The following is a 23,823-nucleotide window of genomic DNA, read 5'->3' as shown; positions in this document are numbered from 1 at the left end:
AACCAGAATTGAAATGCGGTCAATGTGGGAGGGGGCCTGCCCCCGATAGCGGTGTGTCAGTCAACACTCTTGTCACTGATCCACCGCTATCGGGGGCAAGCCCCCTCCCACATTTGATTGGGTTTGCACTTCAAAGAAGGAATAAATCATGCGAATCGGACTAGTCGGCTACGGCCACGGAGGGCGCTTCTTTCATGCGCCGCTGATTGCGACGTTGCCCGGCGCGACCTTTGTCGGCGTCGTCACACGATCCCCCGAGCGCCGCCAGCAACTGGCAAACGACCACCCTGGCCTGCAGGCCTTCGACACCATCGGCCAGATCGTCGAAGCCGGCGTCGATGCCCTCGTCATCTCCACCACCCTCAAAGGCCGTCCGGCCCTGGTGCTTGAAGCCATCGAACATGGCGTGGCGGTGGTCAGCGACAAGCCGTTCGCCGCCAACGCCGAGCAGGCCCAGGCCTTGATTACCGCCGCTGAACGCCAAGGCACGTTGCTCAGCGTCTACCAGAACCGCCGCTGGGACTCGGATTACCTGACCCTGCGCAAACTCATCGAGGCCGGTGCGTTGGGTGAGATAACCCGTTTTGAATCCCGCGTCGAACGCTACAGCCCCCAGGCGGTGGGTAATGCCAGCGGCGGCGGCTGGTTGCGCGACCTCGGCAGCCATCTGGTGGACCAGGCCCTGCAACTGTTCGGCCCGGTGGACCGGGTATTTGCGCAACTGCACTTCACCCGCGAGCATCCCACCCTTGATCACGGTTTTTTCGTTGCGCTGACCCATGCCAATGGCGTGATGTCGCACCTGTGGGGCAGCGCCTTGAAAACAGCCAGGCACCGCGATTTCGTGTCAGTGGCACGCTGGGCTGTTATACCGTCGAAGGGCTGGACGGCCAGGAAGACGCGCTGATGGCCGGCAAGTCACCGAAAACCGAAGGCGAGCATTGGGGCGCGGAAGAACATCGACGCTGGGGCTGGTTCGAACAAGGGCCGGAGCGCGAACGGGTGCCCTCGGAAAAGGGTTGCTGGCCGCAGTTCTACCGGCAGTTGCAAGGTGCCGTACAGGGCCAGGGGCCGCTGCCGGTCAATGCCTATGATGCGCTGGAAACCACCCGTATATTGGACGCCGCACGCCTGAGCGCCGAGCGCCAGCAGGTGGTTTCGACAAAAATAGAATAAAATTCTAAAACAGGTTGATATGGAAATTATTTTCCAATAAAGTCTTTTCCAGGTTGCATAAAGTACGTCTTGGGCTCGACCCCGGCGACTCAACAAAAACAAGATCAAAAACAACCAGGTACCGTCAGATGAAAATCTTCAACGCTGTACTGCGAGTTTTACGCCCTGCCCACACGCCACGCGCATTGCCTCGCGCCCGGCCGTTCTACTTCTCCTTCCTCAATGTGCTGTGCGTCGAAAACCAGGGCGCGCTGGTCTGCTGCATTCCCGGCGCACCGGTGGTACGCGTGCCCGCCGAACGCTGATAAACGCAACGTCCATAAAACCAACAAGAAAGTGGAGACAGACCGTTCATGAAGACCCCGATCCGTTTTACCGCGCTGGCCCTGTCGATGCTACTCGCCAGCGGCGTTGCCGCGGCCGCTGACATCAAGGTGGGCGTGAGCATGTCCGCCTTCGATGACACCTTCCTGACCTACCTGCGCGAAGACATGGACAAGCAGGCCAAGTCCTATCCCAAGGGCGACGGCGTGCAACTGCAGTTCGAAGACGCCCGCGCCGATGTGGTCAAGCAACTGAGCCAGGTCGAGAACTTTATCAGCCAGAAAGTCGACGCCATCATCGTCAACCCGGTGGACACCGCCTCGACGAAGAACATTATCAATGCGGCTACCAAGGCAGGCATCCCGCTGGTGTTCGTCAACCGTCGTCCGGACCAGAAAGATCTGCCCAAGGACGTGGTGGCGGTGGTCTCCGATGACGTCGAGGCCGGCAAGCTGCAAATGCAGTACATCGCCGAAAAACTCGGCGGCAAGGGCAAGATCGTGATCCTGTTGGGCGACCTGGCGAACAACTCCACCACCAACCGCACCAAGGGCGTGAAGGAGGTGTTGGCCAAGTACCCGGACATCAAGATCGAGCAGGAACAGACTGGTATCTGGCTGCGCGACAGGGGCATGACCCTGGTCAATGACTGGCTGACCCAGGGCCGCGAGTTCAATGCCGTGCTGGCCAACAACGACGAAATGGCGATCGGGGCATCCATGGCGCTGAAGTCGGCAGGTACCAAGCCCGGCACGGTCTTGATCGCCGGGGTCGATGGCACGCCGGACGGTCTCAACGCAATCACCAAGGGCGACATGGCTGCCTCGGCGTTCCAGGACGCCAAGGGCCAGGCCGTGGGCTCGGTGGAAGCGGCGCGCAAGATGGCCAGGCACGAGCCGGTGGAGCAGAACGTGGTGATCCCGTTCAAGCTCATCACCCCGGACAACGTCAAAGACTTCAAGTAGCCCTGAACTCACAACCCTAAGCTCGCAGGGCGGTCACGGCCACCCTGCAGATGGAGTACCTCCCTATGCTCGCTCACGCCACTGCCTCGCCGCCGCCGGGTATCCAGCCGCTGGCGCAGGACGAACCCTACCTGCTGGAAATTCTCAACATCAGCAAAGGCTTTCCCGGCGTCGTGGCCCTGGACGATGTGCAACTGCGGGTGCGCCCCGGCACGGTGCTGGCGCTGATGGGCGAGAACGGTGCGGGCAAGTCGACGCTGATGAAAATCATCGCCGGCATCTATCAGCCCGACGCCGGCGAAATCCGCCTGCGGGGCAAGCCGATCACCTTCGAGACGCCGCTGGCGGCGCAGAAGGCCGGGATTGCGATGATCCACCAGGAACTCAACCTGATGCCGCACATGAGCATCGCCGAAAATATCTGGATCGGCCGTGAGCAGCTCAACAGCCTGCACATGGTCAATCACCGCGAAATGCACCGCTGCACCGCCGACCTGCTGGCGCGCCTGCGCATCAACCTCGACCCGCAAGAACAGGTCGGCAACCTGAGCATCGCCGAACGGCAGATGGTCGAGATCGCCAAGGCCGTGTCCTATGACTCCGATATCCTGATCATGGATGAACCGACGTCGGCGATTACCGAAAAGGAAGTCGCCCACCTGTTTTCGATCATTGCCGACCTCAAGTCCCAGGGCAAAGGCATCGTCTACATCACGCATAAAATGAACGAAGTGTTTGCCATCGCCGATGAAGTGGCGGTATTTCGCGACGGCCAGTACATCGGCCTGCAGCGCGCCGACAGCATGGACAGCGACAGCCTGATCTCGATGATGGTCGGCCGTGAGCTGAGCCAGTTGTTCCCGGTGCGTGAGACGCCGATTGGCGACTTGTTGCTGTCGGTGCGTGACCTGAGCCTGGACGGCGTGTTCAAGGACGTTTCATTCGACCTGCACGCCGGTGAAATCCTCGGCATCGCCGGGCTGATGGGCTCGGGCCGCACCAACGTCGCGGAAACCATTTTCGGCATCACCCCCAGCAGCAGCGGGCAGATCACCCTGGACGGCCAGCCGGTGCGCATCAGCGACCCGCACATGGCCATCGAGAAGGGCTTCGCGCTGCTGACCGAGGACCGCAAGCTCAGCGGCCTGTTCCCGTGCCTGTCGGTGCTGGAAAACATGGAGATGGCGGTGCTGCCGCACTATTCGGGCAACGGTTTCATCCAGCAGAAGGCCCTGCGCGCCTTGTGCGAGGACATGTGCAAGAAACTGCGGGTGAAAACCCCCTCGCTGGAACAGTGCATCGATACCCTGTCCGGCGGTAACCAGCAGAAGGCGCTGTTGGCGCGCTGGCTGATGACCAACCCGCGCCTGTTGATCCTCGATGAACCGACCCGGGGCATCGACGTGGGCGCCAAGGCCGAGATTTATCGCCTGATCGCCTTTCTCGCCAGCGAAGGCATGGCGGTGATCATGATTTCCTCGGAACTGCCCGAAGTGCTCGGCATGAGCGACCGGGTGATGGTGATGCACGAAGGCGAACTGATGGGCACCCTGGATCGCGCGGATGCCACCCAGGAAAAAGTCATGCAATTGGCCTCCGGTATGACCGCGGTCCACTGACTCCAGAATAAGAAGGTGATGGGTTATGAATGCAATAACAGATAACAAGCCGGCCACGGCACCGGTCAAGAACCGTCGACGCATGCCCACCGAATTGAGCATCTTCCTGGTGCTGATCGGCATCGGCCTGGTGTTTGAAGTGTTCGGCTGGATCGTGCGCGACCAGAGCTTTTTGATGAACTCCCAGCGGCTGGTGCTGATGATCCTGCAGGTGTCGATCATCGGCTTGCTGGCCATCGGCGTGACCCAGGTGATCATCACCACCGGGATCGACCTGTCGTCCGGCTCGGTGTTGGCGTTGTCTGCGATGATCGCCGCCAGTTTGGCGCAGACGTCCGATTTTTCCCGGGCGGTGTTTCCGTCCCTGACCGACTTGCCGGTATGGATCCCGGTGGCGATGGGCCTGGGTGTGGGCCTGCTGGCGGGGGCGATCAACGGCAGTATTATTGCAGTCACCGGGATTCCGCCGTTCATTGCGACCCTGGGCATGATGGTGTCGGCCCGTGGTTTGGCGCGTTACTACACCGAAGGCCAGCCGGTGAGCATGCTCTCGGACTCGTACACGGCCATCGGTCATGGCGCGATGCCGGTGATCATCTTTCTGGTGGTGGCGGTGATCTTCCACATCGCCCTGCGTTACACCAAGTACGGCAAGTACACCTATGCCATCGGCGGCAACATGCAGGCGGCGCGCACCTCAGGGATCAACGTCAAGCGTCACCTGATCATCGTCTACAGCATCGCCGGCCTGCTGGCGGGCCTGGCGGGCGTGGTGGCTTCGGCCCGCGCCGCGACCGGGCAGGCGGGCATGGGCATGTCCTATGAACTGGATGCGATCGCCGCGGCGGTCATCGGAGGCACCAGCCTGGCGGGCGGGGTAGGGCGCATCACCGGCACCGTGATCGGCGCGCTGATTCTCGGCGTCATGGCCAGCGGCTTTACCTTCGTCGGGGTGGATGCGTATATCCAGGACATCATCAAGGGGCTGATCATCGTGGTGGCGGTGGTGATCGACCAATACCGCAACAAACGCAAGCTCAAGCGCTGAGCCTGTCTCGAGGACAACGCCCATCAAATGTGGGAGGGGGCTTGCCCCCGATGGCGGTGTGTCATCTTGAACATCGGTGTCTGGCTGACCGCTATCGGGGGCAAGCCCCCTCCCACATTTTCAGTTCTATGCCGTCCTTATCAACCGTCTGTCTTCTATATAGCTCCATAAACTTGAATTTCTTGCTATAAACGCACTCCGATGACCGTTCGCCAAGCCCGTCCTGGTGCTTTTGGGGGTTGATCGGGAAAAAATGCCTGTCATTTCAGTTGCTGCGCCTTCAAGTCGGCCTTAGACTGCCGCCCCTCGTAAATTGAGTGCCGGGTGGCGCTTGGAATGGATGGCGCCTTTCCGAGACCTGCAGAGGTCGGCCGGAACGCTCCCTTATTCGCCTTAATGCACGTATTTTTTATAGAGAAATCAATGACAAAGGAAAAGTTGCTGGCCATGCCGGCGGATGACTACATGAATGCCGAACAGCACGCTTTTTTCGAGAAGTTGCTGCAAGACATGAAAGTGGAACACCACGAGCGCATTGAACAGAACCGTATCGCCATTGAAAGCCTGGATACCCCGGCCGATCCGGCCGACGCTGCTTCCGTGGAAGAAGAGCGCACCTGGCTGGTCAATGCCATCGACCGCGACCAGCGCATGTTGCCGCAGCTGGAACGTGCCCTGGAACGCATCAAGGAAGATTCCTTTGGCTGGTGTGATGACAGTGGCGAGCCTATCGGCCTCAAACGCCTGCTGATCAGCCCGACCACCAAATACTGTATCGAAGCGCAAGAGCGCCACGAGCAGATCGACAAGCACCAGCGTCAAGCCTGACGCTGGCGCACGGGGGCCGTATCATCGGCCCCCCGGAGAGTTTTCCGTTACACCCCCTTTATTGATCTGCTGCAAGCGCCTGTACTAAAGGCCCATGGATAATGGCCCGATAGTGGCGTTTAATGCAGACACAATAACGACAAGCAGTGGGGTAACGACAATGGCTGGAGACGGATCTCTGATGGGCGCAGCAGTACCACCGCAACCGGTGGTGCGGGTGTTGCCCGGCTGGCTGATACCGCTCGCGCAGAGTGCCGTCCTGGTGCTGCTACTGCTGGGTCTGGCCTTTGCCCGCTTGCCGATTTACCTGTGCCTGCCGCTGGCCTTGCTGGTGATCTGGCTGCCCCGCCTGAGACCTTCCAAGCCTTCTGTGATGCACGCTGCGGCCAGCGATGCAATTGGCGAGCTGACGCGCGACCTGTCCTACACCACCAGCCATAATGCACTCTCCGCTGCGGGCGTGGCCTATTCGGTCAAACAGCTGGCGGCGCGCCTGCAATCGCAGTTGAGCGCCTCCCAGCAAATCGTCAGCAGCGCGCAGGTGATGATCGGCACCGAACAGGTCACTTCACAGCTCAGCCGTCAGGCCCTGGGCGCGGCGAGCCAGGCCCATCAGCGCAGCAGCGAAGGCCGTGAAGTGCTGGTGCAGTCGATCACCCGCATGCACCAGCTCAGCCAGCGTGCCGATGCCAGCCGCACGCTGATCGAAGCCTTGAGCCAGCGCAGCGAGGAAATTCAGCGCGTGACGCTGGTGATCCAATCCATCGCCAGCCAGACCAACCTGCTGGCGCTGAACGCGGCGATTGAAGCGGCGCGGGCCGGCGAGCATGGGCGCGGGTTTGCGGTGGTCGCCGATGAAGTGCGCGGCCTCGCCGGACGTACGGCCACGGCCACGGATGAAGTCGGGGTGATGGTCGCCGATATCCAGCAGCGCACGGCCCAGGTGGTGGAGCAGATTCGCCAGCTGTCGGCGGACCTGCACACCGGTGTAGAACAAGTGGAAGATGCCGGCAAACACCTGGCGAGCATCGCCGGCCTGGCGGCGGATGTGGAACAGCAGGTCAGTGAAATAGCCCACGGCACCGACACCAACCGCACCCAACTCGACAGCCTGTTCCACGCCGTGGAACAAATGCGCAGTGACCTTGCAATCAGCGATGAGCAAACCCGCCAGCTCGCCGACGCCGCCGTGCAGATGGAAGGGCAGGCGGAAACCATCAGCGAGCGCCTGGCGCACGTCGGCCTGGATGACTATCACCAGCGCATCTACGACCTGGCTCGCGAAGGCGCCAGGCGCATCGGCGAACAGTTCGAGGCGGATGTGCTGCACAACCGGATCAGTCTGGAAGATCTGTTCGACCGAACCTACACGCCGATCCCAAATACCCACCCGAGTAAATATAAAACACGTTTTGACGCCTACACCGACCAGGTATTACCCGCCATCCAAGAGGCACTGTTGCCGCTTCATGAGGGTTTGGTGTTTGCTATTGCCTGTACGCCCCAGGGCTACGTGCCGACGCATAACAAAGCGTTTTCCCACGCATTGAGCGGTGATGCGCAGGTGGACGCGGTGCAGAACCGTACCAAGCGCAAATTTGATGACCGTACCGGCATACGCTGCGGTAGCCATCAACAAGCCATGTTGCTGCAGACCTACACGCGCGATACCGGCGAGCTGATGCACGACCTGTCAGTGCCGATCATCGTCCGCGGGCGGCATTGGGGTGGCTTGCGCCTGGGCTACAAGCCGCAAGGCGCCAGTTGCCGCTAGCAGCAAGCGCGCTCCTGCGCGAGGAGCGGGCGTGCTGTCAGTGCGTTTGAATCAAGCGACGGGAGACTCATGCAGCAGGGCATTGAGGTCATCGACCGCAGGTGCCCATTCGGCATCGACATGCAGTTGTTCCTTGAGGAAATTCGCCTGTTGCTCGCTCCAGAAGGGCGCGTCGATGAGTTTCACGTCATCCGGCAGACGGTGCTCGGCGGTGAAGCGTTCGATGCCTTCCTGAGTGGAATCCAGGCCTAACTGGTCGAAGAGGGTTTCAAGTGTCGGGGTCGTGGTGTCCATAATATTCTCCATGCGGGCTGATCATCGTTCTGCATGTGAGGGGTATGGTGCGCCAGAGTTCTATTGGATTGTCACGAATTGAGTGCACCTGAATCCACGGCGGCTTTCAGGGCCTTGGCGGCGTCTCTGGCTGCAATGGCGGCAGCGTCGACGGTTTTGAACCAGCGGTCTTTTTCGACCTGATGGGCTGTTACTGTGGTCAACGGCGGTTTGGCCCGCATGAAGATCACTGCTTGAAACTCACCGTCCACTTCCCTGGCATCGCCATGGATAAAAAATTCGCCAATATCAAATTCCGTCACGTATAGCCTTCCCTTCGAGGTAACTGCACTGATGAAACCTGACCCGCAGGGGGCAAACTTCAAGGACGGGTCAGTATGGCAGTTGTTGAAGGGCCGCTGTGCAGTAAAGTGTGCAGTCAAGTCAGCCAGCTGACGAAACGAGTGTGCCGTGCAAGCTGTACAGGTTGGCTTCCAGCGCTTTTGCCAGTGCACAGGCCTTGCTGTGATCGCTGCGAAAGCCTTTTATCCTGCCGCTGGTCACTTCCTGGATATGAAAAAAGTTTCTTCCAGCCGGCAGCACTCGATAAAGCACGCAATGGGAGTACCCATCGGGTGTAGGTAAGCAGTAGTATTGGTGTTCTTCTGGACATGATGAACGAGTGTGAAAAGACGCTGTGTCGTGTTGACGTCGTTGCATGCTCAGCTCCTGTCGATTGACCTGGTTGATATCAGCGCCACGGTTCGGCTGGTTTTGACCGGTGTTGCTGTTTTAGTATTGTCGTCGGCAACGCGCGCCTGGTTCCATGCCCGGGTATTTTCTTTTGTGATGCGTGTCGGAAAACTGTGTTTTTAACCGGGTTATTCTCTGAAGTTGTTCGACTCGTATTCTCGGGTCGTTGAACCTGTGATTTGCTGTGTCGCCGGATGACCTCGCACAAGGGCCACCGCGGCTGTCTGTACGGGTCTTATGGTTGTCTTCAGGTTTTTAACGAGTCTGTCTTTCGTGCCGTAAAGGCCGTTTTTTTGTGCTGCCCGCTCAAGCGGTCAGTGCTTTATCGATGTGGGGGCGTTTCCTTGGCAGTCAGTAATCTGGATATGCACGCGTTATTCGTGCTGGGTGATTTACGCGCAAAGTTGGTCAAGCAGTTTCAATCTCGTTTTGTCTACGTTACCGAACAGACCCCGGAAGGTATCTACATCGCCGAGATCGATACCGAAGCGGCGTTGGTCGTGGACGACAAGCCACGCCTGGAACTCAAGGTAGGCGATCATTTTCGCGCGGCGGTATTGCCCAGCCGTGAAGGTGGCAAGTTTGAACTGAAGTTTCGCGATATCAAGTTGACCGTGTATGGCTTGGGCGACTACGCCTTTGTGTCTTCGGCCGAAGGCGAAGGCATTGTGTTCAAGGAAGGCCACAGCGTCATGCTGGTATTTGCCGCCAAGGAACAACTGCAGGAAGGCCTGACCAAAACCCTCAAGGCCGTCACCGGCAAGGCCGCCAAGTGGCGCAAGGGCGAACTGGTAACGTTCAAGGCCAGTGAATAAGCGCAAATACGGCGAACTTCCTTTATCTCCCGGAACCTCTACTACAGTTGAGTTGACTTAACTACTAGAGAGGCTTCGCGCATAGCAGCAAAGCCGTCCGCTGATGGCTGCGATATTGCGAGGTGCGAAGGGATGAAAGGATTGAGAACGCTGTTGGCTGCATCGCTGACGAGCCTGGGCCTGTCCATGGCGTCAGTGCCGGCATCGGCCGCCCAGGCGCCGGTGCACTTTGCCGACCTGAACTGGGAAAGCGGCAGCCTGATCACCGAGGTACTGCGGTTCATTGTCGAGAAGGGCTACGGCTTGCCCACCGACACCTTGCCCGGTACCACGATCACCCTGGAAACCGCCCTGGCCAAGAACGACATTCAGGTGATCGGTGAAGAGTGGGCGGGCCGCAGTCCGGTCTGGGTCAAGGCCGAGGCTGAAGGCAAGGTGGTAGGCCTGGGCGATACGGTCAAGGGTGCCACCGAGGGCTGGTGGGTGCCGGAGTACGTGGTCAAGGGTGATCCGGCCAAGGGTATCAAGCCGCTGGCCCCTGACTTGAAAAGCGTGCAAGACCTGGCGCGCTACAAGGATGTGTTCAAAGACCCGGAATCACCGGACAAGGGGCGTTTTCTCAATAGCCCCATCGGCTGGACCTCGGAAGTGGTCAACAGGCAAAAGCTCAAGGCCTACGGCCTGGACGACAGCTACGTGAACTTTCGCAGCGGCTCGGGGGCCGCACTGGATGCCGAGATTGCCTCTTCAATACGCCGGGGCAAGCCGGTGCTGTTCTATTACTGGTCACCGACGCCATTAATGGGCCGCTATCAGCTGATTCAATTGCAAGAGCCGCCGTTCGACGCGCAGGCCTGGAAGACGCTGACGGATGCGGACAATCCTGATCCCAAGCCGACGCGGTCGCTGGCGTCGAAGTTGAGCATCGGGGTGTCCACGCCGTTCCAGAAAGAGCATCCGCAGATTACGCAGTTTTTCGAGAAGGTTGAGTTTCCTATCGAGCCGCTTAACCAGGCGCTGGCGAAAATGAGTGAGAACCATACGCCGCCTCGGGACGTGGCCCAGGCGTTTCTCAAGGCTCATCCCGAGGTGTGGAAGGCGTGGTTGACGGAGGATGTGGCACTCAAGGTTGAGTCGGCCCTGAAGTGATCGACAGTGTCGCTGCCTGATGGAACTCAAAATGTGGGAGGGGGCTTGTCCCGTGACGGCCGGACAGCCTGTAGCTATCTGACTGATGCTCCACAATCCAAATGTGGGAGGGGGCTTGCCCCCGATGGCGGCCTTCGGGCCGACCAGGATGCTGGATCAGACCGAGTACATATCCGTTTCTGCGGTCACGGCCACCATGGGTTCCGCTTTTACAGCGGGTCACTTTTGGAAAAGAGCCCCAAAAGTAACCAAAAAGGCTCTTGCCCCACCACTCGGCACCTCGCCTAGGCTCGGTGTGCCCGAACGCAGGCTTGAATCCGTGGGCCGCCGCAATGGGCCATCCCTGGCCCAGTGCGGCTAACCCGGCGTCCTGCCGGGTTACCCACGAATTCAAGCCTGCGTTCGGCCAGCGTGGTTTAACGGGGCGCTTGAGATCAAGATCAAAAGCCAGATCAAGAGCGACTCGCTTCGCATTGTGGTTACCGTTGGCTGCACGGTCTCAAAAGTTGTGTAGGTACCTATGCCCCGATAGCAGTCAGCCACATACCGATGTGCAAGCTGACACACTGCAATCGGGGTCAAGCCCCTCCCACATTTTTGCCTTTGAGCTTCAGAATGCGGTTTGTACGGCCACCTCGAACGTTCGCGGTGAGCCGAGGTAATACGCCGGTGATACGTGGGCGAATTCGGCATACACCTCATTGGTGAGGTTGCGCACCCGGCCGGTTATCGAGGTATGTGTGTCCACTTTATAGCGCAGAAAACTGCCAAACAGCGTGTAGGCCGGCACCGTCTGGGTGTTGGCATTGTCGGCATACACCTGGGCGACATAGCGCGCGTCCACACCGCCTTGCCAGTCCTCGGAAAAGTCATAGGTCAGCCATAGATTGCCCACGCGCCTGGGCACGTTGGTCGGCGTATTGCCTTTACGCGACACCACCGCGCCGCTGGCGGTTTTCTCGTTGAAATCATCGTATTGCGCGTCCACCCAGGCTAAGTTGCCTTCAGCCAGCAGGCTGGGCGTTATGCGCAGCGAACTGGCCAGCTCGATGCCCCTGGATGATTGCGCACCCACGGGAACGCTGCGGGTGGGGTCCAGTGGGTCGGTTACCGCAAAGTCTTTGCGCTCGATCCTGTAGGCGGCAAGCGTGGCGGCGCCGCGGCCCTCGAGGTAGTCGAACTTGCTGCCTATTTCCCATTGCTTGCCGGTGGAGACGTCGAACACCTGAGTCGTGGTGCTCGGCTGTTCGGCGGCGGTGCTGTATTGCACATAGATGTTGGCGGAGGGCATGAACTGATAGGTCAAACCCACGCGCCCGGTCACCGGTTCCCAACGGCGCTTCAGGTGCCTTGGGTTGGCGGCGGTGACCGTCCTATGGTTGGTCACGTCCAGGTCGATGGCGTCATAGCGCAGGCCAGTGAGCAGCGACAACGTGTCGGTCAAGCCCAGGCGGTTTTCCACGAACAGCGCTTTTGTGGTCACGGCACTGGTCTTGTCTTTGACGAAACCGGGCCGGGTGCCCGGTATGTCATAGAAATGGCCGGGCTGATAGCCGTGCGGGTCGACTGTGCTGTTGCCCGGCACGTTCAAGGGGCTGTTGGTGGTGCTGTTGACCTTGTATTCCAAGCCTGCGGACCACGTGGTGGCCAGGCCGAAGACAGCGTCCTCATGGCGCAGCTCGAACTGGTTGCCGTTCTGCTGACCCTGATGCCGTACCTGATAGGCGGTGGAGCGGTTCACCGCGCTGTTGTCGGCGTTGTACTGGTAGGTCTCCAGGTTGCGGTAATCGCGCTGGCTGTCGAGGTGGTAGAGGGTGTTTTTCAGGGTGGTGCTGTCGCTGATCCGGTAGTCAATGATCGAGCGTGCCCAGCGTGTGCGCTGCTCATAGCGACCGTCCGCGACGTTGTAGTTGTTGAAGCGGTTGTGCCTGTCGATCTTCAGTTCGCCGGCCTTGGGGTTGAGCACGGGAGTGCCCCAGTAGGGGCTGTCTTCGTGCTCGTCCTGATATTCCAGGGCCAGGGTATGAGACAGGTCCGGAGTCAGGTCGCTGAGCAGGGAAAACGCCACGCTCCAGGCCTCGCGCTGGTCGCGGTCGATATAGCTGTGCTGGGTGTTGCGGCTCAGATCCAGGCGTGCGTAATGCTGCACGTCGGCGCTCGGCTCGGTGAGCGCCTGGTTGAGGCCCAACGCCAGGCCGGCGGTGTCATGGCTGCCATACGTCAACTGCCCTTGGACGGCGTGTTCCTCACGGCTGGCCAGTTTAGTCACGTAGTTCAACGAACCGCCTACGGAGCCTGCGCCATTGATCAGGGAGGAGGGGCCGCCGACCAGTTCGACACGGTCGTAGATCCACGCATCCACCGGCCGCGCCAGGCCGGTGGCGACGTTGATACCGTTGAACATCTGGGTGATCTGGCTGCTGGTGAATCCGCGGTATGAGACGAATCCCCCAAAGCCCGGTGGCGCGCTGGCGTTGACGCCGGGCAAGGTATTGGCCGCATCGCGAAAAGTCTTGGCGCCATGGCGTTCGATGTCGTTGCGCGTGGCGACGGCCACCGACGCCGGGGTTTGGCGCACGCTCAACCCCAGCCGCGACGCCATGCCGCTGGATTGATCCAGTGTCAGGCCGGAGTCACGGGTTTGTTCGCCTTCGATGGTGGTCGGGGCCAGCTCAAGGGCTGGGGCGTAAACAGGCAGGCAGCCGCACAGGCCCGCCAGCAAGGGTAAATGTTTCATGGTTGAATCCTGAAAACTTGGCGTGAAAACAACGCACGACCGCGCGTATTTCCGGATGGAAACAGGGGTATGTGCAGAGGGACAGCGCAGGGATCAGGCAGCGGCGGGCGGCGCGCGCGGGTTGGCCGTGGGCCAGGTGAAGCGGGCAGGAATGTCAGCGGCGAGGACAATCGCCGCAGGCGGGGCGTGTGGCTGCGGCAACACCGCCACATTCAGGTGACTGCTGAGCGCGGGGCCCATGCCGCCGGTGGAACACAGTGGGCAACCGAACGCCTTGGCCAGTGTCGGCAGGTTGTCGCCGGTAGAGTCTGATTGCACGGGCGCCTGGGTGCGCGGGTCGACCGTACAGAACTGACCGCTGATGCCGTTGAGCTGCATCCCGACCATCTGCCCGTGCCCGATGCTGCAGGCGAACACATTGAACAGGACGCAGCAATACAGCATCCAGGCAATGAGCGAGCGGTCGGTACGAGCAAGTTTCATGGGGCGGCACTTTAACATCAGCTGCCGACGAAATACCTGCAAAAAATATCCGGGCGTCTATGCTCATTCCCACCATTTCTGGGAGCGCCCGCCATGAGCTTCGTCATTGCGCGCTGGATCGTCGGGATTTTCACCTGCATCAGCATGGTGCATTTGTACTGGGCCGCTGGCGGCAAACTCGGCAGCCTGGCCGCCATACCGCAATTGCCGGGCGAATTCGCCAGCGGCCCAAGGCCGGCTTTCAAGCCCTCGGCGCTGGGTACGTTCCTGGTGGCGATGGGACTGGTGGCGATTGCGCTGCTGGTCTGCCTGCGCGCCGGACTGTATTTTTCGCCAGTGTCCCATGGGGCGCTGCAATGGGGGATCAGCGCCGTTGCCGTGGTGATGTTTGCCAGGGCGATCGGCGATTCGGAGCTGGTGGGTTTTTTCAAGAAGGTGGTGGGCTCAAGGTTCGCCAGGTTGGATACCTACTTTTATTCGCCGCTGTGCCTGGCGTTGGGCGCCGGCTTACTGGTAGTGGCATGGGCATGAGATAAGGCAATCTGATGGCCCCTTTGTAACAAAATCCTCGCCAGAATCGCTTTTATTTTCAGGTGGTTAGGTGAGGAAGCCAATGCGCACTGTGGGAATCATGCTGGTTGCTTGTTCATTGGCCGGCGGCGCGGCAGCCGTGCAGGCCCGGGAGTTGCGCGAGGGCGACAAATATATGTGCAGCTGGGGCGCCGGCACGGCCGCCAGGGCCCAGGAACTCAAGCTTTCGGGGGTGTCGCTGTACGCCGCGCGGCAGAAGATCCAGACCCTCAAGTTCAACAAATCGTGGATGCGCATGATGGCCATGGGCATCACCGAGCAGACCTATGACAGCCACTCCCGGCTCAAGCCCGAGGCGATTCGCCAGAGTTTCTATCAGGATTGCCTGCGCTATAAAGTGGCGCGCAAATAAGCGCCTGTCGCAGGTTCCTGCGGGGCGGTTTACAAATCCACGACAAATGCCGTGTAAGTATTTGCATACAATCGCGTCCTTGATCGGGAGGCGTGTATGCACGTGCTTATTCGAGCGGCGACCGTCGACGACGTCGACACGCTCATTACAATCCGTACCTCTGTGGTGCAAAACCACCTGAGTGTCGAGCAGATGGCTGACCTGGGGATCACACCGCAGGTGCTCACCGACACCCTGCGCACAGCCCCGTGCGCATGGGTCGCGGAAGTGGACGGCCAGGCGGCGGCCTTTTCCATGGTCGATCTGGAAGCTGGCGAGGTGTTCGCGATGTTCGTGCTACCCACCCACGAGAACCTCGGACTGGGCCGGCAGTTGATGGCGGCAGCCGAGGCCGCATTGTTCGAACATCACGACCGCGTGTACCTGGTCACCGATGGCCGCGATGAGATCCGCGCCAACGGGTTCTATCAGCGCCTGGGCTGGCTGAAGGCTGGCGGCGCAGACGGTGACGACGTTCGCTACGAAAAGCACAGGGCGCGCTGATCCTATGCGCGCCCCGGACCCCGAGCCATCCAACAGCTTGCGCAACTTCGTGGTAGGCGTGCTGGGGGTTGCGGCGTTGCTGGGTTTCTATTTCGTACACCTCAACGCCGAGGCAGACCGCCAGCGTGAAGAAGCCGCCGGGCAGTTGGCATTGTGCCTTCATCTGAAGCGGGTCGCCGGTGCGGCCGCCTCAGGCCCTGTCGAACTTGGCGAGGCGTGCAGGCAATTGAACCTGGAGTTTTTGAAAAGTGTGAAAGTGGAATAATGAATAACCTTTATTTATAAGTGGATTAAGTTCGCTGCCGGATCTCAAACTTGCACCAAAAAGTGGCGTAAATAGCCCTCTTACCTTAAAAAACATGTGGTTATTGAACGACTTACGACTGTTTGATCCGACGAAAGGAATAAAATAATCTTGTGAGCCGATTTTGCAGTCGCTACTATAGCCGTGCGTTCACCTCCCACGGTTTATGCATTTTTAAATCCCAAGTTTCCATCAGCTACTTGGGATTTTTTTTGCCTTGAGTTTGATCCCGGTACCGCAGTGTCGGCGCAGCCCGCCCGGCAGACCGCCGCCTCAGAGGCGGCGCAGAAAGGACTTGACGATATGCCGTGTGGCGTCGGTGGTGTCCAATTCGTCGAGGGTTCCGTAGGCGTACCACTGGCATTCGACGATTTCGTTGCACGGCCGTGCCTCGTCGATATTCACGACCGAGGCTTCAAACACATGGTGCAGAGTGTCGCGGGCCTTCAGCTCCTGCAAGTACAGCAGGCCGTCCACGTTCAACCCCGTCTCTTCTTCCAGCTCGCGTTCCGCCGCGCCCACCGGGCGTTCGCCACGCTCTACCTTGCCGCCCGGCAATGCCCACTTCGATCTGGCCTTGCGCACGAAAAGGATGTGCCCTTCGTGTTCGCAGATGACCGTGGCCCGTATTTTCATCGTCTATACCTTTTACGGGATGTTTGTCATAAAAGTGTAATGCAATTGTCATGCTAACGGGTTATGGCGCGCGAGGCCGTGTATGTGGATACTGCCCGATTGACGTCAATGAACGAGGAGAGCAGATGAGCACCGTACGTTGGGGCATGATCGGCTGTGGCAGTGTGACCGAATTGAAGAGTGGACCCGCTTTCTATAAAGCGCCAGGTTCGGCACTGGTAGCCGTGATGGGACGCCGTGAGGAAGCCGTGCGCGATTATGCGACACGTCATGGCATTGCCCGCTTTTACACAGATGCCCAGGCCCTGATTGACGATCCCGAAGTGGACGCGGTGTACATCGCCACGCCACCCGACAGCCACCTCGAATACAGCTTGATGGTGGCTGCGGCAGGCAAGCATTGCTGCGTCGAAAAGCCCATGTCGTTGAACGCCGAACAGAGTGCGCTGATGCAGCGCACCTTCGAGCGCGCCGGGCTGCATCTGTTCGTCTCCTACTATCGACGCTCACTGCCGCGCTTCCAGCAAGTGCGCACCTGGTTGCAGGACGGTCGTATCGGCGAGTTGCGCCACCTGACCTGGACCCTGTGCAAGCCTGCGGCGCCGACAGACACCAACCCGGCCAACTGGCGCACGGATCCAGCGATTGCCGGCGGTGGTTATTTTGCCGACCTGGCCAGCCACGGCTTTGACCTGTTCCAGTACCTGGCGGGCGATATCGTCGAGGTCTGCGGCTTTACCGCGCGGCAGGCCGGGCGCTATGCGGCGGAGGACGCGGTGACGGCCTGCTGGACCTTCGCCAGTGGCGCGTTGGGCATGGGCTGCTGGAACTTTGTCGCAGACCGTCGCGAAGACCGGGTCGAGCTGATCGGCAGCCGTGGGCGCATCACCTTTGCGGTATTCGAAGACCAGCCGTTGCGCCTCGAAGGGGAGACCGACGCGGTGCTGGAGGTGCCTTGCCATGCGCACATCCAATGGCACCACGTCCTGGCGATGAATGCCCATATCCGCGGCGATGCCAAGCACCCTTCGCTGGCGATCGAGGCGTTGAAGACCGATCGAATCCTGGACAAGGTGCTACAACGTTATTCCCACCATCCTTGATCGTCGCGATAGCGTGGTGCTTCACTTTTATTGAAGGATATCGCGATGAAATACTAGATGGTGTTGTGGCTGCTGATCGTCACCGGCGCGACGGCGGCGCCGCGCAGCCAAGGGCAGGCAGGCGACTTTGATTTCTATGTGCTGTCGTTGTCATGGTCGCCGACGTTTTGCCTGACGCACCCGGACAATGAACAGTGTTCGGGCAAGGGCTACGGGTTTGTCCTGCATGGACTGTGGCCGCAGTATGCGCGCGGGGGGTGGCCTGCATCCTGCGCACCTCACTCGCAATTGACCGCTGAGGAAATGGACAAGGGGGCGACGCTGTTTCCCACCCGCGCCCTGCTCAAGCATGAATGGGCCAAGCACGGCACCTGCAGCGGGCTGGTGCCGCTTCAATACCTGGAGAAATCCGACACGGCACTGGCGGCGGTTGTGATTCCGCAACAAATGCAGCCGTTCAACACGCCGCCGTCATTATCAGCCAACGAGATCGAGGCGCTGTTTCGCGAAAGCAACCCACGCATGGGCAGCCACGGCATGGCCGTCATCTGCAAAGGCAAAGTGCTGTCTGAGGTGCGGGTATGCCTGACCAAGGACCTGGCCTTTGCCGGCTGCCCGCGCAGCGTGAAAAGCCAGTGCCGGGGTGGCGATATTCGCATCCCCACCCAGCGCTGAGCAGGTGTTAACCCAGATCAAGAATAACGGCGTTTTTCAAGGCTGCATCGCTACCCGATAGCGCTCATCGAAATCGTCTGCCAACTGTGCAAGGGTCACATCGCCCAGGCGCTTCAAAAGCAGGGCCTGGGCCTGTGCGAATGCGTCCGTCAATGCCGCGTTGACGGCCTGTTCGACCAGGCATTGCGGGTGGTCGGTGGACAGGCCGATGGCAAAGATCGACGGCGTACCCAGGGCGTTGTGAATCTCCAGCAAGGTGATTTCACTCAAGGGCTTGCCCAGGGTCCAGCCGCCCTGATGGCCCTTTTCCGAGCATACGTAACCCTTGTCCTTGAGCAGGCCGAGCGTGCGCCGCACCACCACAGGGTTAGTGCCAAGCATCTGGGCAATGGTCTGCGACGTGGCTCGTTGTTCATGGCGTCCCATGTGGATCAATACGTGCAGCATGCGCGAAAGCCGGGTGTCGTTTCTCATCCAGTCATCCCTAATCGATTCTGCGTGAAGTATCGTCCGTAACCTGAAAAGTTGCGAGATGCTTGACGCGCTAATTTCATGTAACTTATGGTGTGCCATGAAAGCGCGGAGACAACCTGCCGCGCGAAATGCGAGGGTAGCTTCATGGTGCATGACGTGATTATCGTGGGCGGCAGCTATGCTGGCCTGTCTGCGGGCCTGCAACTGGCGCGGGCGCGACGCACAGTGCTGGTGATCGATGCGGGGCAGCGGCGCAATCGGTTTGCGGCGACGTCCCATGGCTTTCTCGGCCAGGACGGGCAGGCGCCGGAGGCCATCGCCGCCGAGGGTCGCAGCCAGTTGATGGAATACCCGAGCGTGACCTGGGTGCAGGACTTTGTCAGGGTGGCCAATGCACAGCCCCACGGATTCAGTGTGCATACTGAATGCAGCGGTGAGTTCAAGGCCAAACGTTTGATCCTGGCCACCGGCGTGGTGGACGAGTTACCCGCCATTGAAGGCTTGGCAGAGCGCTGGGGCACGCGCGTGTTTCACTGCCCTTATTGCCATGGCTACGAGCTGGACCAAGGCCGAATAGGCGTATTGGCCACGTCTGCCCTGGCGATGCATCACGCGCTGATGTTGCCGGATTGGGGCGCTACCACCTTGTTCACCGACGGTGTGTTCACACCGGATGCCGAGCAACAGGCGCAGCTGCAGCGGCGTGGGGTGAGCGTGGAAAGTGGCCGCGTACGCCGCATCCAGGGTGAGCGCGCCGACCTGCAATTGCACGACGGCCGGGTATTCGCCCTCGACGGGATCTTCACGATGTCGCGCACCCGCATCAGCGCCTTGGCGCAGCAACTGGGATGTGAGCTGGCCGAGGGTCCCACCGGGCCTTACCTGCACACCAACGAAACCCGCCAGACCTCCGTGGCCGGTGTGTTCGCCTGTGGCGATACCTCCCTGGCCGCCGGCTCCGTGGCCCTGGCCGTCGCCGAGGGCGTGCGCGCCGGCGTGGGGGCGCATTTTTCGTTGATCAGTCAAGGTTGATTCGGCGCGGTGCTACGAGGCAAAAGGTGATTTTGTTCAATACGCTGCACGTCTGTCCCTCTATGGTGATCCCGACTTCGTTTGGCATCACATAAGGAACTGCAATGAGCTTGACTCTTTCCATGGCCGCCTTCGCCCTGGCCACGTCCATCACGCCGGGACCGGTCAATGTGGTCGCCTTGAGTGCCGGTGCGCGTTTCGGTTTTGCCGCCAGTCAGAGGCATGTGCTTGGCGCGGCTGTCGGCTTCACGCTGCTGCTGGTATTGATCGGCCTGGGGTTGCACGAAGTACTGCTGCGCTGGCCGATCCTGACCCAACTGATCCAGTGGGGCGGGGTCGTATTCTTGCTGTACATGGCCTGGAAGCTCGCGATCGATGACGGGCAGTTGCACGCCGATGGCACCGCCACGGCGCCGTCGATGTTGTACGGCGCGATCATGCAGTGGCTCAACCCCAAAGCATGGCTGGCCTGTGTGGCGGGGATGGGGCTGTTCGCGGCGGACGGCGAGGCAAGGCAGGTCTGGCTGTTCGCCAGCCTCTACCTGGTGATCTGCTACCTGTCGGTGGCGTGTTGGGCCTACGCCGGAACGTTTTTACGGCGCTACCTGCACCATCCCAAGGGTGTGAGAGTCTTCAACCGCTCCATGGCCGCGTTGCTGGTGGCCAGTGTGGGTTATTTGCTGATGGCTTGAGTGTTTCGCGGTATTGCCCCGGCGTGGCGGCAAAATGCTGTTTGAACGCACGCTGGAAATGCGCCTGGTCGGCAAACCCGGCGGCCAGGGCCACATCGGCGATCAGCTCGCCATTGCGCAGCTGAGTGCGGGCAAACTGAATGCGTCGGTTGACCAGAAACGCGTGGGGCGTCAGCCCGTAATACTGTTTGAAGGCGCGGATCAGGTAGGACGGCGACAGCTCGGCCGCGAGGCAAATGTCCTCCAGCTTCAAGGCCTCGGTACAGTGTTCGCGGATGTAGTCGGCGGCCCGCTCCAGCTTGTGATTGACCTCCCGCACGGGCGTGAGGGAAGGGTTCAGGCGCTGCTGCACTTCACTGAAGTAACCCACCAGCGCGCTCTGTTTGTGCAGCAGTTCGGCCCGCTCATCCACCAACAGTCGGTACAGCGCCAGCAAGCCGTTGTACAGCGACGTGTCGCGCGTATGGGGCGTGTTGAACGGACGGTAACCCTGGTCGGTGCTGAAACCCAGCTGATGCTGCAGGTCGGTCAGCCAGGGCGTGTCGAGATAGAGCATATGGTAGGACCAATGCTCGTTTTCGATGGGATTGCACGCATGCACGTCGCCGGGGTTCATCAACACCACGGTGCCGGTGCTGATCAGGAAGGTTTGTTCGCCATAGTGGTAATAGCTGCGCCCGCGGGTGATTGCGCCAATGGAAAAATGTTCATGGGCGTGGCGGGTGTAGGTGACCTTGCGTCCATCGGCAATGGTGCGCGCCTCGATGAACGGCAGCCGCTCGTCGCGCCAGAAACGCGGCGAGTGTGCAGGGTGAGCGGGGCTGTTCAACGACATGGCAATAGCTCCTGCCTGTTACGCGGGCACCAGAAAGGCCGCTTCCAGCAATTGCCGGGTATAGGGATGTTGCGGGTTGGCGAAAATCGTCCCGGCATCCCCTTGCTCCACGACCTGGCCCTGCTTGACCACCATCAACTGATGACTCAGCGCCTTGACCACCGCCAGGTCATGACTGATGAACAGGTAGGTCAGGTTGTACTTGGCCTGCAAACCGCGCAGCAGTTCCACCACCTGGCGTTGCACCGTACGGTCCAGCGCCGAGGTCGGTTCATCCAGCAGGATCAGGCGCGGTTTGAGCACCAGGGCGCGAGCGATGGCGATGCGCTGGCGCTGGCCACCGGAAAACTCATGGGGGTAGCGGTGCCGCGATTGCGGGTCCAGGCCGACCTCCTTGAGCGCGGCGATGATCGCGGCTTCCTGCTCGGCGGGCGTGCCCATCTTGTGAATGCGCAGCCCCTCGCCGACGATCTCGCTGACGCACATCCGCGGGCTCAGGCTGCCGAAAGGGTCTTGGAACACCACTTGCATTTCCCGGCGCAACGGGCGTACCTGTTGCTGGGTGAGGCGATCAAGCTGCTGGCCTTCGAAGCGAATCCCGCCCTGGCTGCCAATCAAGCGCAGGATCGCCAGGCCCAGGGTGGATTTGCCCGAGCCGCTTTCGCCGACGATGCCCAGGGTCTGACCCTGGGGCAGGCTGAAGTTGATGCCGTCCACGGCCTTGACGTAATCGACGGTGTTGCGCAAAAACCCTTTCTTGATCGGGAACCAGACTTTCAGGTCCTCCACTTCCAGCAGCGCTGGCCCGACGGCATTGCCGGCCGGCCCGCCGCTGGGTTCGGCTGCCAGCAATTCCTGGGTATAAGGGTGTTGCGGCGCCTGGAACAGTGTCTCGCAGTCGGCCTGTTCGACGATGCAGCCCTGTTGCATCACGCACACACGGTGAGCGATCCGGCGGACCAGGTTCAGGTCGTGGCTGATCAGCAACAACGCCATGCCCAGGCGCGCCTGCAGCTCCTTGAGCAGTTCCAGGATCTTCAATTGCACCGTCACGTCGAGGGCGGTGGTCGGCTCATCGGCAATCAGCAGTTCCGGCTCGTTGGCCAGGGCCATGGCGATCATCACGCGCTGACGCTGGCCTCCGGAGAGTTCGTGGGGCAGCGCCTTGAGGCGTTTGTGCGGCTCGGGGATGCCCACCAGTTCCAGCAGTTCCAGGGTGCGCTGGGTGGCGACCTTGCCGGTGAGGCCCTTGTGCAGGCCGAGCACTTCGTTGATCTGTTTTTCGATGCAGTGCAGCGGGTTCAGCGAGGTCATCGGTTCCTGGAAGATCATCGCGATGCGGTTGCCGCGAATATGCCGCAGGGGCTTTTCCTTGAGCGTCAGCAGGTCTTGCCCGGCGTAACTGATGGTGCCGGACGGGTGCCGCGCCAAAGGGTAGGGCAAGAGGCGCAGGATCGAATGCGCCGTCACCGATTTGCCGGAGCCGCTTTCGCCGACCAGGGCCAGGGTCTCGCCGCGCTTGATATCGAAGCTGACGTGATTGACCACGCGATGCTGATGCTCGCCCGTGACGAACTCGACACTGAGGTCGCGGATTTCGATCAGATTGTCCTGATTCATCTCATTTCCTCGGGTCGAAGGCGTCGCGAGCGGACTCGCCGATAAATACCAGCAGGCTCAACATGATCGCCAGCACGGCGAACGCGCTCATGCCCAGCCACGGCGCCTGCAGGTTGGATTTGCCCTGGGCCACCAGCTCGCCCAATGACGGCGAGCCGGCCGGCAGGCCGAAACCCAGGAAGTCCAGGGCGGTGAGGGTGCCGATGGCGCCGGTGAGGATGAACGGCATGAACGTCATGGTCGACACCATCGCATTGGGCAGGATATGGCGGAACATGATCGCGCCGTTCTGCATGCCCAGCGCACGGGCCGCGCGCACGTATTCGAGGTTGCGCCCGCGCAGGAACTCGGCACGCACCACGTCCACCAGGCTCATCCACGAGAACAGCAGCATGATGCCCAGCAGCCACCAGAAGTTGGGCTGCACGAAGCTGGCGAGAATGATCAGCAGGTACAGCACCGGCAACCCGGACCAGATTTCCAGGAACCGCTGCCCGGCCAGGTCCACCCAGCCGCCATAGAAACCCTGCAGGGCGCCGGCGATCACGCCGATGATCGAGCTGAGCACGGTCAGCGTCAGCGCGAACAGCACCGACACGCGAAACCCATAGATGACCCGCGCCAGCACATCGCGGCCCTGGTCATCGGTGCCCAGCAGGTTGACGCTCGACGGTGGCGCGGGGGCCGGTACTTTCAGGTCGTAGTTGATGCTCTGGTAGCTGAACGGGATCGGTGCCCACAGGGTCCAGGCATCCTTGGCCTTGAGCAGTTCCTGGATATACGGGCTCTTGTAGTTGGCTTCCAGGGGGAACTCGCCGCCGAAGGTGGTCTCCGGGTAGCGCTTGAGCGCCGGGAAATACCAGTCGCCGTCGAAGTGCACGGCCAGCGGCTTGTCGTTGGCAATCAATTCGGCGCCCAGGCTCAGCACAAACAGGATCAGGAACAGCCACAGCGACCACCAGCCACGCTTGTTCGCCTTGAACCGCTCGAACCGGCGGCGATTGAGGGGGGACAGGTTCATC

Annotated in this window: 26 protein-coding genes and 1 pseudogene; 17 read left to right on the top strand and 10 right to left on the bottom strand. The window is 60.5% G+C overall.

All coding sequences use genetic code 11. The features are described 5' to 3' along the window. The first annotated feature begins 148 nt into the window (after positions 1-148). From PspCFBP13528_RS16750 to PspCFBP13528_RS16725, 7 genes and pseudogenes are all read left to right on the top strand, one after another. A pseudogene (locus tag PspCFBP13528_RS16750) lies at positions 149-1,176 on the top strand (Gfo/Idh/MocA family oxidoreductase). Between the two features lie 128 nt (positions 1,177-1,304). Next, on the top strand, positions 1,305-1,481 hold the full coding sequence (locus PspCFBP13528_RS27610) for a hypothetical protein (RefSeq protein ID WP_163001556.1): 177 nt from the start codon (positions 1,305-1,307) through the stop codon (positions 1,479-1,481). 48 nt (positions 1,482-1,529) lie between these two features. Further along, on the top strand, positions 1,530-2,465 hold the full coding sequence (locus PspCFBP13528_RS16745) for a sugar ABC transporter substrate-binding protein (RefSeq protein WP_137200766.1): 936 nt from the start codon (positions 1,530-1,532) through the stop codon (positions 2,463-2,465). A gap of 65 nt (positions 2,466-2,530) precedes the next feature. After that, the gene (locus PspCFBP13528_RS16740) at positions 2,531-4,084 is read left to right on the top strand and encodes a sugar ABC transporter ATP-binding protein (RefSeq protein ID WP_101221213.1); all 1,554 of its coding nucleotides are present in this window, start codon (positions 2,531-2,533) and stop codon (positions 4,082-4,084) included. A gap of 25 nt (positions 4,085-4,109) precedes the next feature. Continuing rightward, the gene (locus PspCFBP13528_RS16735) at positions 4,110-5,132 is read left to right on the top strand and encodes an ABC transporter permease (RefSeq protein ID WP_073525176.1); all 1,023 of its coding nucleotides are present in this window, start codon (positions 4,110-4,112) and stop codon (positions 5,130-5,132) included. Positions 5,133-5,555: 423 nt separating this feature from the next. Further along, positions 5,556-5,960, top strand: a complete 405-nt coding sequence (locus PspCFBP13528_RS16730; RefSeq protein WP_003191666.1) for a TraR/DksA C4-type zinc finger protein — start codon at positions 5,556-5,558, stop codon at positions 5,958-5,960. A 181-nt stretch (positions 5,961-6,141) separates the two neighbouring features. Beyond that, the gene (locus tag PspCFBP13528_RS16725; protein WP_137200764.1) at positions 6,142-7,734 is read left to right on the top strand and encodes a methyl-accepting chemotaxis protein; all 1,593 of its coding nucleotides are present in this window, start codon (positions 6,142-6,144) and stop codon (positions 7,732-7,734) included. A gap of 51 nt (positions 7,735-7,785) precedes the next feature. On the opposite strand, the gene PspCFBP13528_RS16720 is transcribed toward PspCFBP13528_RS16725, so the two are convergent. The 3 genes from PspCFBP13528_RS16720 to PspCFBP13528_RS16710 form a co-directional block, all read right to left on the bottom strand. Then, a complete protein-coding gene (locus PspCFBP13528_RS16720) occupies positions 7,786-8,028 on the bottom strand; it encodes a DUF2789 domain-containing protein (RefSeq protein WP_065952400.1) in 243 nt (80 codons plus the stop codon). 71 nt (positions 8,029-8,099) lie between these two features. Next, positions 8,100-8,330 carry a hypothetical protein gene (locus PspCFBP13528_RS16715; protein ID WP_101221214.1) on the bottom strand — a complete coding sequence of 77 codons (231 nt, stop codon included), beginning with the start codon at positions 8,328-8,330 and terminating at the stop codon, positions 8,100-8,102. Positions 8,331-8,451: 121 nt separating this feature from the next. Next, on the bottom strand, positions 8,452-8,727 hold the full coding sequence (locus PspCFBP13528_RS16710; RefSeq protein ID WP_101221215.1) for a hypothetical protein: 276 nt from the start codon (positions 8,725-8,727) through the stop codon (positions 8,452-8,454). Positions 8,728-9,125: 398 nt separating this feature from the next. Between PspCFBP13528_RS16710 and PspCFBP13528_RS16705 the strand changes: the two genes are divergently transcribed. Then, the gene (locus PspCFBP13528_RS16705; RefSeq protein WP_175413303.1) at positions 9,126-9,575 is read left to right on the top strand and encodes a hypothetical protein; all 450 of its coding nucleotides are present in this window, start codon (positions 9,126-9,128) and stop codon (positions 9,573-9,575) included. Between the two features lie 132 nt (positions 9,576-9,707). Continuing rightward, positions 9,708-10,724 carry an ABC transporter substrate-binding protein gene (locus tag PspCFBP13528_RS16700; RefSeq protein WP_101221216.1) on the top strand — a complete coding sequence of 339 codons (1,017 nt, stop codon included), beginning with the start codon at positions 9,708-9,710 and terminating at the stop codon, positions 10,722-10,724. A 610-nt stretch (positions 10,725-11,334) separates the two neighbouring features. Here the strand turns inward: PspCFBP13528_RS16700 and PspCFBP13528_RS16685 are convergent. Both PspCFBP13528_RS16685 and PspCFBP13528_RS16680 read right to left on the bottom strand, forming a co-directional pair. After that, entirely contained in the window at positions 11,335-13,461 is a 2,127-nt protein-coding gene (locus PspCFBP13528_RS16685; RefSeq protein WP_137200759.1) for a TonB-dependent receptor, read from the bottom strand. 93 nt (positions 13,462-13,554) lie between these two features. Further along, on the bottom strand, positions 13,555-13,944 hold the full coding sequence (locus tag PspCFBP13528_RS16680; RefSeq protein WP_065952405.1) for a DUF2946 domain-containing protein: 390 nt from the start codon (positions 13,942-13,944) through the stop codon (positions 13,555-13,557). 93 nt (positions 13,945-14,037) lie between these two features. Here PspCFBP13528_RS16680 and PspCFBP13528_RS16675 point away from each other — a divergent pair, with 93 nt between their 5' ends. The 4 genes from PspCFBP13528_RS16675 (at position 14,038) to PspCFBP13528_RS16660 (ending at position 15,695) form a co-directional block, all read left to right on the top strand. After that, on the top strand, positions 14,038-14,475 hold the full coding sequence (locus PspCFBP13528_RS16675; protein ID WP_065952406.1) for a DUF3995 domain-containing protein: 438 nt from the start codon (positions 14,038-14,040) through the stop codon (positions 14,473-14,475). 82 nt (positions 14,476-14,557) lie between these two features. After that, a complete protein-coding gene (locus tag PspCFBP13528_RS16670) occupies positions 14,558-14,887 on the top strand; it encodes a hypothetical protein (protein WP_065952407.1) in 330 nt (109 codons plus the stop codon). A 96-nt stretch (positions 14,888-14,983) separates the two neighbouring features. Then, positions 14,984-15,430, top strand: a complete 447-nt coding sequence (locus PspCFBP13528_RS16665) for a GNAT family N-acetyltransferase (RefSeq protein ID WP_065952408.1) — start codon at positions 14,984-14,986, stop codon at positions 15,428-15,430. A 4-nt stretch (positions 15,431-15,434) separates the two neighbouring features. Beyond that, positions 15,435-15,695, top strand: coding sequence for a hypothetical protein (locus PspCFBP13528_RS16660; protein WP_065952409.1), 261 nt, complete (start codon positions 15,435-15,437; stop codon positions 15,693-15,695). Between the two features lie 312 nt (positions 15,696-16,007). Here the strand turns inward: PspCFBP13528_RS16660 and PspCFBP13528_RS16655 are convergent, their stop codons facing one another. Beyond that, complete coding sequence (locus PspCFBP13528_RS16655) at positions 16,008-16,370, bottom strand: NUDIX domain-containing protein (protein ID WP_065952410.1); 363 nt, start codon at positions 16,368-16,370, stop codon at positions 16,008-16,010. Positions 16,371-16,495: 125 nt separating this feature from the next. Here PspCFBP13528_RS16655 and PspCFBP13528_RS16650 point away from each other — a divergent pair, with 125 nt between their 5' ends. Together PspCFBP13528_RS16650 and PspCFBP13528_RS16645 are read left to right on the top strand one after the other, a co-directional pair. Further along, positions 16,496-17,473, top strand: coding sequence for a Gfo/Idh/MocA family oxidoreductase (locus PspCFBP13528_RS16650; protein WP_065952411.1), 978 nt, complete (start codon positions 16,496-16,498; stop codon positions 17,471-17,473). A 57-nt stretch (positions 17,474-17,530) separates the two neighbouring features. Next, positions 17,531-18,148, top strand: coding sequence for a ribonuclease T2 (locus tag PspCFBP13528_RS16645; protein WP_137200758.1), 618 nt, complete (start codon positions 17,531-17,533; stop codon positions 18,146-18,148). Positions 18,149-18,184: 36 nt separating this feature from the next. On the opposite strand, the gene PspCFBP13528_RS16640 is transcribed toward PspCFBP13528_RS16645, so the two are convergent. Then, the gene (locus PspCFBP13528_RS16640; protein WP_101220746.1) at positions 18,185-18,622 is read right to left on the bottom strand and encodes an Rrf2 family transcriptional regulator; all 438 of its coding nucleotides are present in this window, start codon (positions 18,620-18,622) and stop codon (positions 18,185-18,187) included. A gap of 144 nt (positions 18,623-18,766) precedes the next feature. On the opposite strand from PspCFBP13528_RS16640, the gene PspCFBP13528_RS16635 reads away from it, so the two are divergent. Together PspCFBP13528_RS16635 and PspCFBP13528_RS16630 are read left to right on the top strand one after the other, a co-directional pair. After that, positions 18,767-19,654, top strand: coding sequence for an NAD(P)/FAD-dependent oxidoreductase (locus PspCFBP13528_RS16635; protein WP_101220745.1), 888 nt, complete (start codon positions 18,767-18,769; stop codon positions 19,652-19,654). Between the two features lie 104 nt (positions 19,655-19,758). Further along, positions 19,759-20,346 (top strand): LysE family translocator, encoded by a 588-nt coding sequence (locus PspCFBP13528_RS16630; RefSeq protein WP_137200756.1) that lies wholly within the window; start codon positions 19,759-19,761, stop codon positions 20,344-20,346. Here the strand turns inward: PspCFBP13528_RS16630 and PspCFBP13528_RS16625 are convergent. Genes PspCFBP13528_RS16625 through PspCFBP13528_RS16615 form a run of 3 tightly spaced genes read right to left on the bottom strand, consistent with a single transcriptional unit; the run spans position 20,288 to position 23,822 of the window. Beyond that, positions 20,288-21,181, bottom strand: coding sequence for an AraC family transcriptional regulator (locus tag PspCFBP13528_RS16625; protein ID WP_101220743.1), 894 nt, complete (start codon positions 21,179-21,181; stop codon positions 20,288-20,290). The genes PspCFBP13528_RS16630 and PspCFBP13528_RS16625 overlap by 59 nt on opposite strands. Positions 21,182-21,199: 18 nt before the next feature. Continuing rightward, positions 21,200-22,801 carry an ABC transporter ATP-binding protein gene (locus PspCFBP13528_RS16620; protein ID WP_101220742.1) on the bottom strand — a complete coding sequence of 534 codons (1,602 nt, stop codon included), beginning with the start codon at positions 22,799-22,801 and terminating at the stop codon, positions 21,200-21,202. A gap of 1 nt (position 22,802) precedes the next feature. Then, positions 22,803-23,822, bottom strand: coding sequence for an ABC transporter permease (locus tag PspCFBP13528_RS16615; protein ID WP_017738565.1), 1,020 nt, complete (start codon positions 23,820-23,822; stop codon positions 22,803-22,805). Position 23,823: the final 1 nt, after the last annotated feature.

Origin of the sequence: Pseudomonas sp. CFBP13528 (assembly GCF_005233615.1) — a bacterium.
GTDB classification, from domain to species: domain Bacteria; phylum Pseudomonadota; class Gammaproteobacteria; order Pseudomonadales; family Pseudomonadaceae; genus Aquipseudomonas; species Aquipseudomonas fluorescens_AM.
This window is presented reverse-complemented; position numbering and strand designations above follow the sequence as displayed.